Origin of the sequence: Paenibacillus marchantiophytorum, from assembly GCF_014640555.1 — a bacterium.
GTDB lineage: Bacteria > Bacillota > Bacilli > Paenibacillales > NBRC-103111 > Paenibacillus_E > Paenibacillus_E marchantiophytorum.
On record NZ_BMHE01000047.1, the window covers coordinates 1 to 11,934 of the forward strand.

14 protein-coding genes are annotated in these 11,934 nt (G+C 41.6%); all 14 read right to left on the bottom strand.

All coding sequences use genetic code 11. The features are described from left to right. Positions 1 to 215 (bottom strand): hypothetical protein (locus IEY34_RS28840; protein ID WP_189018582.1); only part of this gene is annotated, 215 nt, incomplete at its 3' end. Further along, on the bottom strand, positions 202 to 747 hold the full coding sequence (locus tag IEY34_RS28845) for a hypothetical protein (RefSeq protein ID WP_189018584.1): 546 nt from the start codon (positions 745 to 747) through the stop codon (positions 202 to 204). The genes IEY34_RS28840 and IEY34_RS28845, both read right to left, overlap by 14 nt. 17 nt (positions 748 to 764) lie before the next feature. Next, the gene (locus tag IEY34_RS28850; RefSeq protein ID WP_189018586.1) at positions 765 to 1,130 is read right to left on the bottom strand and encodes a hypothetical protein; all 366 of its coding nucleotides are present in this window, start codon (positions 1,128 to 1,130) and stop codon (positions 765 to 767) included. Between the two features lie 71 nt (positions 1,131 to 1,201). Next, complete coding sequence (locus IEY34_RS28855; protein ID WP_189018587.1) at positions 1,202 to 1,714, bottom strand: DUF1634 domain-containing protein; 513 nt, start codon at positions 1,712 to 1,714, stop codon at positions 1,202 to 1,204. A gap of 42 nt (positions 1,715 to 1,756) precedes the next feature. Next, a complete protein-coding gene (locus IEY34_RS28860; protein WP_189018589.1) occupies positions 1,757 to 2,254 on the bottom strand; it encodes a hypothetical protein in 498 nt (165 codons plus the stop codon). Between the two features lie 12 nt (positions 2,255 to 2,266). Continuing rightward, positions 2,267 to 4,351: a hypothetical protein gene (locus IEY34_RS28865; protein ID WP_189018591.1), complete on the bottom strand. Its 2,085-nt coding sequence runs from the start codon at positions 4,349 to 4,351 to the stop codon at positions 2,267 to 2,269. After that, positions 4,348 to 6,198: a P-loop NTPase family protein gene (locus IEY34_RS28870; protein ID WP_189018593.1), complete on the bottom strand. Its 1,851-nt coding sequence runs from the start codon at positions 6,196 to 6,198 to the stop codon at positions 4,348 to 4,350. Before IEY34_RS28870 ends, IEY34_RS28865 begins: the two co-directional genes overlap by 4 nt. Continuing rightward, a complete protein-coding gene (locus tag IEY34_RS28875; protein WP_189018595.1) occupies positions 6,191 to 7,030 on the bottom strand; it encodes a hypothetical protein in 840 nt (279 codons plus the stop codon). The genes IEY34_RS28870 and IEY34_RS28875 overlap by 8 nt, the downstream gene beginning before the upstream one ends. Next, positions 7,024 to 7,605, bottom strand: a complete 582-nt coding sequence (locus IEY34_RS28880) for a hypothetical protein (protein WP_189018597.1) — start codon at positions 7,603 to 7,605, stop codon at positions 7,024 to 7,026. Before IEY34_RS28880 ends, IEY34_RS28875 begins: the two co-directional genes overlap by 7 nt. Positions 7,606 to 7,609: 4 nt before the next feature. Then, positions 7,610 to 8,773, bottom strand: a complete 1,164-nt coding sequence (locus IEY34_RS28885) for an SAF domain-containing protein (RefSeq protein ID WP_189018599.1) — start codon at positions 8,771 to 8,773, stop codon at positions 7,610 to 7,612. A 273-nt stretch (positions 8,774 to 9,046) separates the two neighbouring features. Next, a complete protein-coding gene (locus IEY34_RS28890; protein WP_189018601.1) occupies positions 9,047 to 10,405 on the bottom strand; it encodes a stalk domain-containing protein in 1,359 nt (452 codons plus the stop codon). 89 nt (positions 10,406 to 10,494) lie between these two features. Beyond that, positions 10,495 to 10,791, bottom strand: coding sequence for a WXG100 family type VII secretion target (locus tag IEY34_RS28895; RefSeq protein WP_189018603.1), 297 nt, complete (start codon positions 10,789 to 10,791; stop codon positions 10,495 to 10,497). A gap of 90 nt (positions 10,792 to 10,881) precedes the next feature. Beyond that, complete coding sequence (locus tag IEY34_RS28900) at positions 10,882 to 11,244, bottom strand: hypothetical protein (RefSeq protein WP_189018605.1); 363 nt, start codon at positions 11,242 to 11,244, stop codon at positions 10,882 to 10,884. Further along, positions 11,241 to 11,915: a hypothetical protein gene (locus IEY34_RS28905; RefSeq protein ID WP_189018606.1), complete on the bottom strand. Its 675-nt coding sequence runs from the start codon at positions 11,913 to 11,915 to the stop codon at positions 11,241 to 11,243. Before IEY34_RS28905 ends, IEY34_RS28900 begins: the two co-directional genes overlap by 4 nt. Positions 11,916 to 11,934 lie beyond the last annotated feature (19 nt).

An 11,934-nucleotide genomic window follows, 5' to 3' on the forward strand; every position in this document is an offset into this window, starting at 1 on the left:
TGCTTTTGTTCATGATACCGAACGGCGGTCGTCGTTTGTTGTGACTCCATTCTAGCCAAATATGCACCCGCATCGTCCACCGCAGCCTGAAAATCATCCTCATATTGTTTGTGCAGGGTAACACTTCGATCGTACGAATCCTGTCTGGCATCATGCACAAATACGAGGGGGATGGCGATAATTAAAAATAATAAGACAAGACTAAGGGGCTTCACTTCGTACCATCCCCCCCTTTTTAATGGCAATCGGAACCGCTTGTCCTCTGAATAGGAAAGAGCGAAGCCTGCCTGCAAGGGTAATGCCACGTGATTGAATGCGAACGTTAAATATATCTCCAACATGCATGGTATATCTCCGCGATACATCATCATCTGCAAGCCGCGCACTTGGATACAGCGTACTGAGTATTTCTTTGGTAAAGTATCCGTCATACCGAACTGTAAATGTCTGTTGGAACGTCCCAAAGTTATTGGGATTCGTATAGGTAGGTTCAATGACCTTTTTGTAGCGCTCCAAGGTAACATCGAATACAGCATTAGAAGTATCCAGCGAACGTAAGAATTGGTTGTAATCCCGCACGTCTACGTAGCCCTTCCCCCTAACGGTATCAACAAACTGTGTAATCGCCGCATCGGATACTTGGTAGGTCATATCGTCGACCTTCTCGGCTTGTCTGTATGCGGGGTACACACCGAATACAATTGCAAGAAGCACAATAATAACTGCTCCTTTAAAGGCATCGATCACTATGGCAGCCTCCCTTCTTAATGAGTTGCACGGATCGTTGCAATGTTGCCGACTGCATCTCTAGTTATACGGATGTTGTAAGACAATCCAGGAACTCCTCGCAAGTCAACAGTTGTAATATCCGTCGTGTCCGTAATGCTCAAACCATCGATAATTAATTGAAAGTTGCCTGCAAGCGCAGAAGGAACCATACCGATTAGCTGCTCACCTTTTATGGAGGTTAGATCGGCAGTTCCTGTGTATTTGGCTGGCGCGATTTGCTGCGACACAGCTTCACCTGTATGAATAGTGCCTATAGATTCATGCTTTAGAAAAATAAATCCACTTACAGCAAAGAGAATCCAAGCAAATATCGTTAGTAAGAAACTCCGGAGATTTTCCAAGTAGGCTGCCTCCATACTAATTTAAGTAAAACAATGAAAACCGTCCCTTCAAGGAACGGCATCAAAAAGCATTATTTTTGCTTAAACTCAATTAAACGTACTTCAGAGTTCGCATCTCGGAAAATATTTGACGCAAAAATACCTGTTGGATTAATGTAATTATCACTTTTTGTTGCATCTTGCATCTGTGAAAGTGTTATTTGTTTTCCAGAGCAAGTATAACTTGACACTTGTACTTGCTCACCTGAACTTGGTGGTGTTGCATAGCAAATATCGTAGTTATTTTTAGAAAAAAACCCACTTCCTGTCGTTTTACCATTAACCCCAGTATTGACATGAATCGAAAACTGCGGACGTCCCGCATACTTCGTAGCCGCGTCAATCACATCTTGCCCCGTAACATCCTTATTATCGTAAGTGCTGAACTCGGCTTGACTTAACATCTGCGACTGAGACATCGTCTGCTCATGAGCACGGTTGAAGTACCCATTAGCAACAAAGTAAATCCCCACTCCCGCTGCAATAATTAACAGCGTTACAATCACGCCAATTGCCCATTTTAACCCTATCGAAATATTTTCCATAATAAATTCCCTCCTAATAGTTATGTTGTTATTGAGCCATTGTTATTGAGCCATGAAATAGATGCCGGTCACTCGATCATTGGCATCCTTAAGCACCGTAGATCGGAAACGAGCTTGTGGCGGGATATAATACGAGCTTGTATTGTTCGTAACCTGATTCAAGCTGATATTACAGCTTTGAGTCCCTGTTGTTAGTTTCCCCGTAGAAAAATCAAACCCAGCACAAGATGAAGTACTTTCATTAGGCTGCATGCCGAAGTTAAGGGTCCAGCTATTCGTGTTCGTTTGAATGTAGAGATAAAACACATCGTGATACGAGTACCGACGATAAGCGGTTAGAATTTGAGATCCACTTGTTATCTGGTTGTCATAAGCAGAATATTCATCATCCACCACCGCTCTTGCTTGCTGAGCCGCTTGCGCATTGGAAGTCGTAATAATGGGTACTACTTTATTCCAGAGAGCAACACCGGCCATGATGATTGTTAGTGTAAGGCATACGCCTATCGTCCACTTTAGAAAGGTCGCTATATTTTCCACGTCGCTCCCCCTTTACATCGTATTCGTTACGGTCGTTAATTCGCCGAGTTGTTGGAATGCTAGATAGACGAATGGAATTAACAGGTAAAGCGCAAAGGTTGCAGAAAGCGGGACAAACCCGATGAAGTTTCCGATCGTGCTTTTATTGGTGACCATTTTCTCGTAGTATTCTTTCCGCTGTTCCATCGCAAAGCTTCGTTCAATCTCCATATCATCGAAGGCGTCCTTGACGGGAATTAACTCTGCAGCAACCTGAAGCCGGTCTGCCAGCCTTTCCAGCGGTATGAATCTGGCATCATCTTTCAAGTTCTCCAGCGCTTGCCAGGCTCCCGCTTCATAATCCAGTGTGCAGCGTAGAAGCTGGTCATTAAAGATGTAGCTATATCGGTGAAACCACTCGATAATTTCGTAAACCGTTATGCTTGGTATACGAGAAAGCATCATGACAATGGTGTTAAAGCCATCCACTTCGTTCTGCATCTCCCACATGCGCATTTGCTTTTTAATTGTCATAATCAAGTTGGGCAATTGATAGGACACTACCGCAAGGAAGAAAGCAATAATGAGTTCATACCATCTGTAATACTCATTTCTGTATTCACTGACTTGTTTGCTTATTTGCAAAGCATACTTATTGCGATCGAGATCATAAGGGAGAAATGTATTATTCCCTTGTATACGTTCAATCACCAAGGGAACAATTTCTTCTTGTTTCATATTCTTAGCAAGGATCTCATTGACTAAGGCCACTTCAAACTCATAACGCTCCCGGCTAAGCAGCACCTGCGAGGAGGATTGATTGCCCCCCGTCATAATTTCCTGATTGGGATACACCAAATTGTGCTTAACATGCTCATGGATATACACTTGTGAAACGATAGTGCCTATGAATAGAAAGACTGCAAACAAGAACTTCTGCAAGTAAAAGGCGTGCAAGGTAAGCTTGGAATTCGCATCCTTCAATTGCTGGGATACTTTGAAATGGGTCCCTTCATATTCAGCCGGAACAACGCGATCCACGATAGAATATAGCCACTTGAATTTCAAAAGACGATTCAGCCATTTCCCCTCGTCTTGCACAGCCTGTGCATCTCCATCCAAGCCCTTCACAACCCGCAATGCGAAGAATGAAGCAATATAGATGACATAGAGTAAAATAAGCGAATACAAGCCCCATGCCGAGTTATAGTAGTTGGAGACAATCGGAAATTGGGATTCCGACCACTTCCGCATAGGCTCAAGCATAAATACCGGAGATACGGCGACGAATACGATTCCTGCGAGCATACGATCTAAGCGATCTCTGCGGCTCACATCCATATGGATTTCTTCGCGTATGTTGCCAAGCGCTTGCAAGTACAGTGATTTTTCTCCTTTGGTCACATCGGCATCCCCGTACTCACTTATCTTATAGCTGACTCCCGCTAGTTGTTTCATGTATCGATTCGGAGCAACATCATAATAGATTCTTAGTTCCTCTTCAGGATCAACGGCCTCCAGAATCTCTGCTATTTTGCGAGCATGAGCAGCTACAATGGGTTTAGAGCGTTCACTAGAACGTTCAATACTTTCTCTGACCCTGTGAGTTTGATGATATTCGTGTCGGATATCCAGAATCATTTCGGCTTCGCCTCGAAGCATTTGTTTTTCCGTCCTGCCAATGAACATATCACTCATGAAACTTCCGATATATAAGGATGTAAGCACGATGGCGAATCTTGTAGACCACGCGCTTGTCAATATAAAAGAAAAGATCAGAATGATAAGAATCAAGCCAATAATTAAACTTGTAATACTCGCTGCTTTTCCTCTTACAATGTTCTCGTCGCCTGCATGGATGATCATTAAGCGAGATCGAATTCGAAGCAGCATGTTTCTAATAACTGGAATTTCAAGCAGATAAGGGTACATACTTTCACAAAAGCGCAGCCATCTTCCATCCTTAGGCTTCTGAGCCATCATAGCTAGAATACGTTTTTGTTCCTGATAATTGGAGCCTTGCATTTTGTTTTGAACAACAAGCAGAAGCAACAATAAAACACCCAGCAAGGAAACAAGTGAAATGAGAATAACAGCTATCATATTTTGTATACTCATGCGACCTGACCCCAATGCTTATCTAGAAATTGAAGAAACCCTTCTGCGTCTTCCTCATCCATTTTGCTTATCATTTCCTTGACCCGATCCAAGCTGATTGGATTCTTGGCCACATACTGCCCCTCTTCAAAAGCAATAATGGTGTTAATTTCGTATGTCTTTGGCTTCAGGGACTCGTAATGAGCCACCATCGTATCCATGAAAGCATCTAGCTTATCTGTGAGCTGCTGCTTCTCCTTATAGGCCTTCGGCAATTCATTCTGTTCATCTAGAGCCACTATTTCTGTAATGTGAGCAATATTACGACGTCCTTCACCTGACAAGTTCAAATGAGCATTCCATCCTAGAGCTTCAGCAACTTGTTTCTCAGCTTCCTTCTCATCTCTGAAATCACCATTAGCAATAAGGCTGTTTCGCAAAGAATTCATCAGTTTAGATGGCGTCTTGGCGTGGTGGGAGAAAAGCGTATAATCCGATCCCGTTTGCGACATCTGAATGGCATAACTAACTTGTGCATGTGTCGCTGCTTCACCTAGAATGTTGACCGCACCATCCGTTTTCTTCTGAATATCGAGTCCTTCCTGCCCGCTATTGGTAGCCGTTTCACGGAAGGTTAATATATTTTTGTGAGGATACAACCTTCTTGCCCACATTTCGAAACTCAACTCTTGAATACGAATATTCTTCATCTGAATCAGGCCGATCAACGACTTTAATAAGGTTGTTTTACCTGCTCCCTGTCTTCCCGTAATAGCGGTAACCTGCTGCCCTAATATTAAATAAGTCAAAAGAGTAATCGGTAATTCAGCATTATCGTCCTTAAACTGCTCTTCTAGTGCAACGAGCTCATCATTAAATTTTCGAACGAAAAATGCCCAGCTTTCCGCCATTTTAGGTCGTACAACGACCACCCTGCTGCTATCCGCCATATCGTTAACGACATAGCCTCTGGCCTGATTAAGTTGATACGGGTTACCAAAGCCGTATATATTCGAGCATACCCGAATCAACTCTTTTTCCGTACCGAAGCTCAAGTATGCCAGATGAATAGATTTCCCCTGATAGAAAATCCATACGGCATCGTAGGAACGTGCGACTTCTTGTTTCTGATCCATATATTTCTGTGCATCCAAGGCTTGAATAACATCCGGCGGTAAGCCGCTCGTGCCCCCATTAACACCATCAATATTCTGATCTCTGATTTCATCGATAACACCTAGACCCTTGTACTTTTGATAAACACGCTGCACAACAATATCCAACTTATCATCAAACGTTAACACAGGATCTTCAAGTGCATAGACCTCGCGAATTTGATCTTTGGTAATGCGATAGCCCTTGGTGCCATCCGAATACAAGGTCTTTTGATCCAAATGATGTTTACTAATGAGCTTCTTCAGCGCATCTTGGCCGAATTCTTTCTGGAAAACATGAAGCAATATTTCCGCACAATCTTGTTCGGTTAAACGCTGTGGACGATCGAAAGGAATGACTTTATTAATGTTCTCTTCATTCAATTGGTATTTACTTATTAACGTGTTTTTCATGTATAGTTTGACATATTTCTTGGATGCAATATTGCCATACATGCAAGAACGGAGTGCCTTGCGCAAATCATTTCTGCGAGATTTCCTACGATTGTATTCCTCTTTAGATGGATTCCCTTTGTAGAGAGAGGCAGACATGTAGTCTTGCAAGTTCTTTGCAATGAAGTTCTTTATTTCTTCAATATCATAGATGAGATGCTCATCTATATTGCTTTTTAAGCCCCGCTTCCGAATAAGCATATAGCCTAACCCAATGAGTATTAGTACAGCAATTAGGACGGTTAAAAGTACGTTAACCATACATCTCTTCCTCCGAAGGAGGTAAGATCTCAAGCGATGTTAAAATTCGCTTCCCCATTTCACGAACGGCCTCGGTAAAGAAGACATCCTCATTGAAACTAAGAAACTTCTTTTTCACGGATCTTACTTTCATTAGAAATTGGATAATATGCTGCTCATTCTGTGCATCCAAATATTTGAAATGGTGTGGCACATAACCAATATGCTTCATAGATATCTTGTGTTCCTTGGCAATGCGATTTCGTGACATACTTGAAGCACGGAGATAGGATCCAATACAAAAAATAACCGGCTTCTTATTGAGAACCTCAGGCCAATCCTCTCCTCGATTGAAAAAAGGATCCAGCACCGATTTGTTCTGATTGATATTAACCACAATTAAATCGGCCTGCTCCATGACTAAATTAGATAGTTCATTTCTCGTTCCCGAAGAAACATCCACGAACATGAGCTCATAAGCCTGCGGTTTCTGAGCTTGCTTAATAAATTCGGGCAATATGCTCTTGAATTTATGACTGTCACCAGAAGTCATACCGGCAAGCATATCCAATCGGTTTTTCACAAGAGATTCAGCGTTATCCCTTACTCGCTCTGGTGTGAGCATATTGCATTCCGCTAGTCGGTAGATACCGTCCATACCTCCAGCCGATTCCGAGTCTCTCTCAACTTGTCGAAGCTTCGAATAGGCCTTCTCCAATGTGGAGCGTTCGAGGTGGGTGTGCGTTAACAGAATACGAATATGGTGATCCAATGCAAGCATGGTTGCTATTGCAATCATGTTGCTTGTTGTATTGACTTGACCATGTACTGGCCCCCAAAAAGCGACTAACACGTAAGTACACCTCTTTTCCTTGCATATGACCACAGTTTCTTAATATCCTTGATCGGGAGCTCACAAATGTCTGTCAGCACGTTTCCTACTGTTTCGCTAAACTCCTTATCCAGGTCCTTAAGCTCAACGCGACCGTCATGTACCCAGTCAATTCGTCGTCTTGGGTCATCATAATAGGAATAGACTGGTGCTTCACTTGGCACATTTTTCTCGATGTAGTTAAGATTGACACCACATTCTGCTTCCATAACCAGAAGCGCATCAGGTGTAATCGTTTTGAGAAGTTCATCGATATGCGCTAGTGAACTCCTTTCGAAATTTGTGGCAAGAAGACACTTCGCAAATTCAACATCAACCGGATAACGGTTATGCCAATCATAAATGGTTATAGCAAATGGGAAAGGGGGAATGTGATTTACGATTTTCACACCGGATGCCTCCCCTTGGAAGTAGCGATAATGACGGTCATTGTCTGTAACGATCATGACGGATTCTTCCTTATAGGCACCAAGCATAATTGCAAGAGTAAGAACGAAATCATATTTATCACAATTTCCAGCGACTAGAATATTCATACACTCATTCTCCTCCCAACAAGTTAGGTGTGCTCGATGAATCTGCAGGGGCAAGATTAGGTGGAATTTCGCTTACCGTTGAAGGGAAGATCGTATCCTGGCCCGAATTGGAACTTGCAGCACCATTCTTAGCCGCCTTATCTTTACTAGTGGATTCCTTAGTTGAGTTATTGGTTGTTCCTGGTTGTTGAATAGTAGGGTTATTGGATTGGTTGGCGATACTGTTAACTCCGCCTTGAACTGGTTTCTGTTGCTGGTCCGTTGGTGTTGCTGCTGTTGCACCATCTGGTTTCTTCCTTTTGATGACACCACTATTCTGTGGGGCATCTGCACCGACACGAACCTTCTTCGCCTCTTCTATCTCTTTTAATCGATCATCTAAACTTTTGCGTAATCGATCTACTAATCCCCATTTGGCTCTATCAACAATCATGGGATCTGATTTCAGAAGTGAAATAACATCCAAATTAGGCAAATAATTAGCTATAGGAGCCGCTTGCATTTCAGGCTCGACATAAGCCTTCATATACAGTTCAGCGTTATTGATATAGGCATCTACCAAGGCAGATTGGAGCATCAATGCCTCTTCTTCATTATCCGTAAAAAATGCTTGCTGCTTATCTAAATCGAAATCATTCAATTTCTTCTTAGAGATGACAACGTAGTCTTCCCCATTGGGAAATACAACGCGAATATCAACCGTAGTCTGACCTTTCTCCGCTCTCAGAGGCAGCTTGATATACTCCGTCTCTTCTTTCCTAACATCTGCAGCCAGCGGCCCGCTCGCATAGACCATCTCGACAGTAATGGCTGATGAGGTAAGAGCATTAATTTTAATCGTCTTGCCCACGACATCTTCCTTTTTCAGTACTAAATTGGTAGGCGTGAAGTAATCCGGCAATTCTTGTTTTTTTACGTCCGCTTCTAGAATGGTCTCTCCTGCTTTTTTATCTGTAAGTAGGACCCAGCCCACCCGATTTTTACTCTCGTAAATCTTTAGCTTTTCTTTCTCTTCCAGTAATTGTTGTTGGAAATTAGAACGTTCTTTAATTAACTTCGCATTATAAAACCTATAACTAGCGAAACCCACTGAGCTTGTTGCTACAGTTACAATAATTCCAACATAAATAGAATACTTCAGGATCGTCTGTCTTCTACGCGATTTCAAACCTAAACCACCTTTCTAGGTGAATACGACTATATGAAATGGTGCCATTTTAGGACTTTATTGCTTACTTCGTCAAATAAAAACAACACAGAAATTAAATTGTGTCTTTAAGACTATCTTTCATATATACCTCATCTTTCCAGTTGAATTATAAGTTAACAATAGTCATATGAAAAGAGCTTTTGGTAAATTTTGTGTCGATATTAGGCAATTCTTTGTCTAAAACAAGGATGAACAACCAATTCATGTCGAATTAAGTCGAATCATAAAGTTTTATCTATTGAAAACATGAAGCTCCATTACTGGCTTGCGCTCGAATAGGGTACTAGACCAGAATCGAATTTCACTATCGGTCAGTATAATTCGACTATTCTCAATACTACCTACTTTGATTTGGGTCGGAATCCCCGATACATAGGTCATATCCTGATTTAGAAAACCAAATTTATAGGACGAACCTTGACCATCCATGTATAAGTAGTACAAATTACCTTCATGAAACCATTTCAAAGGATTACCCATGGCTGTAGGACTAATCTTTTCAACCAAATCATTACCCTTAGAATCATAGAGAAGATCACCAGTATCAATTTTCAGCTGTTTATAACCGTTATCCGTTAGGATATAGAGAATTTTCTTGGCAGATGAATAGATGTAACTAGTGTTTATACCACTTTGGGGAAGAATCTTGAATATATCTTTGACTTCGATATAATTATTGCTCTCCCAGTAGCCATTGCTTGTCTTATAGATTCGATAGTCGCCGCCACTGCCATAAAGTAAATTCATTTCACCATCTATGTAGACGGGATTAATACTCTCGACTTTATTGGTTGGATAGGACATCTTAAAAATGTAGGATTCGTTGCTAAATCCATACTCATTTGAAGTTATCTTCTTGAGCCCCACATCATCTCTCCAATAGAACGATCCATCTTCGAAGAAATAGGAATACCTTACGATCTGACTATCTCGTCGCTGACTCGACATCAATTGATTTTTAATGATCCATTTCCCATCTTTGGCCACGGAGACATATATATTCGTCAAGGCTGTCTGGGTCCATGGAAACTGTTCCTCTTTAACCCACATTGCATAGGTATAGCCATTCTTCTCGCTGATGTAAGGTTGCGTGTAACTTGGAAATTTAGGCGTGTAGTCTAGGTCTATGAAACTTTCCCCAGCGTAAGGCTTGTAGCTCCCTTTTTTTTCTACGCCATTCGTAATATCGACATAGTTAGAGCTTTCATACCATTTTACGATCTTCCCCGATGATTCACTGATGAATCTCAAAGGTACCATGGTACTTCCATTCCTAATTTGCGGAACAACCTGAAGCTCTTTCGTAGTTTGATTGACGATGGCATATTTATTGCCAAGAAATAAATCAATAACAAGATCATTTTTCTTACCGCTAATCTTACGGGTTTGTTCATCCCACGTCACAGTTAAACCCATTTTCTCGAAAACAGGTCTGAACTGAACCATTAGCGTCCCATCTATCATGACTGGCTTCACATCGAAATCAATTTTAGTACCTAAATAGTAAACACCTATCTCATTCTCCGCATAGACCTTATGCGTACTTGCCATGCTTAACACAATCAGGATTAACACGATTAATTTCCTCATCAACCCTATCACCCTTTCTAAACCCCTACGGTCATTATGAGCCTAAAAAAAAGCCGTGCATTGGCTGCACAGCAATTCTCTTCATCCTATTAAAATTTCTTGATTGCACTCTGAATGGCTTCGTCTGCTGTCCTATAGTGGCCTGCAGAAGCTTTTAGAAATAATGAATAGTCTTCGAGCATTTTCGAGAAATTATCGAATGTTTGCTTTAATTCTTTAAACTTGTCTGCAAATTGTTTCTGTGCAGTACTGTCCCAAGCATTTGATAATCCGTCAATCGTAGTATTTGCTTGAACGATCATCCTATCAAAACTATCCTTATGCCCCGCCATTTCTTTTGACTTGCCCTCAAGTAAGTGATAGTCCACTTTTAAATATTCTGTCATCTTATCCAATCCCTCCAATAATAAATTTATGATATCAACTCTTCAAATTTAAAAAGAGTAATAACCCATCAAAGATTTTCCCTGCCTCATTTACGCTTTTCGTGATTGTGTATTCGATTGTGCTTGTGCATAAGCTTGTGCTTGTGCATAGGCTTGCGCTTGTGCTTGAGCCCTTACTGCAGCTTGTCTTTGTTGCTCTTGCCTAATCTCTTCCCCTTGCAGGGTTGTTGCGATGCCTTGAATCCTGCTTTGGAGGGATTGCAGCAAGCGTGTGACACTATCACAATCTCGTATCCATTCATCGCACTTCCCTTGAAATTCAGCCTGTCCCAGTTTATTCCAATAACTTGAAGTGTCCTTGGACTTCGATCTCATCTCATTTGCTAGATTAGTAGCACTAGTAATTATGGGGTTAAGCTTAGTAGCCGCAGCGAAAGCATAGGTTGAGTTCATACGATCACTCCTAAATCCATCACATAGTGGACCAACTTATTCATCATTCCATCGTAATCTATCGGGATAAGTCGAAATTTATGGCTTTCACCATCGGAATCTGCCTCTAATTGCGCATACAGCAGCGTTGAATCCTTCTTAATAAAACTTAACTCGCTAACATCGATAATTTCGTTTTCTTGGATCTTATAAGAAATTAGCGTACAGGAGTCTGCGCCTGCTTCTTCGCCTTGCGACTCCACTGTTAGTCCTTTTCTTTCAACAATAATCGCCAGTAAATCATGAGCAGCCCATATTTGCTGAAGCAGATAGACATCTTGTTCTTTTCTCACTAATTCCACGATATTGTTATCATGTAGAAAGTATTGGAAGTGAAACTCCTCGCCATGCATACCTACTGTCTGTGTGATGACTCTATCCGCATAGGCGATAGCACTTAACAGCGTATGAAAGTCTTCTTGAATCTTCACTGTTCCATCGAAATTAACTTGAATGAGAGATTTGCCCTCAAGCTTCCGTATAACTTGATCTACGAACTTCCGAACCTCCGGAAGCGACATCTCCGCTAACCCATCAAACTCAATGCCAGGGAGCGTTTTACCCCCAATAAGTGCAATGAGATAACAGAGTTCGCTAGTTGAAAGAGAATTCTTGCTAAGTATGCTGTTCATAGTTACCTCCAACAACTTA

Excerpts from the sequence above, each read along its gene's own strand:
- IEY34_RS28855 (WP_189018587.1), bottom strand. The coding sequence starts at position 1,714 with ATGGAAAATATTTCGATAGGGTTAAAATGGGCAATTGGCGTGATTGTA.
- IEY34_RS28865 (WP_189018591.1), bottom strand. The coding sequence starts at position 4,351 with ATGAGTATACAAAATATGATAGCTGTTATTCTCATTTCACTTGTTTCC.
- IEY34_RS28870 (WP_189018593.1), bottom strand. The coding sequence starts at position 6,198 with ATGGTTAACGTACTTTTAACCGTCCTAATTGCTGTACTAATACTCATT.
- IEY34_RS28880 (WP_189018597.1), bottom strand. The coding sequence starts at position 7,605 with ATGAATATTCTAGTCGCTGGAAATTGTGATAAATATGATTTCGTTCTT.
- IEY34_RS28890 (WP_189018601.1), bottom strand. The coding sequence starts at position 10,405 with ATGAGGAAATTAATCGTGTTAATCCTGATTGTGTTAAGCATGGCAAGT.
- IEY34_RS28895 (WP_189018603.1), bottom strand. The coding sequence starts at position 10,791 with ATGACAGAATATTTAAAAGTGGACTATCACTTACTTGAGGGCAAGTCA.
- IEY34_RS28900 (WP_189018605.1), bottom strand. The coding sequence starts at position 11,244 with ATGAACTCAACCTATGCTTTCGCTGCGGCTACTAAGCTTAACCCCATA.
- IEY34_RS28905 (WP_189018606.1), bottom strand. The coding sequence starts at position 11,915 with ATGAACAGCATACTTAGCAAGAATTCTCTTTCAACTAGCGAACTCTGT.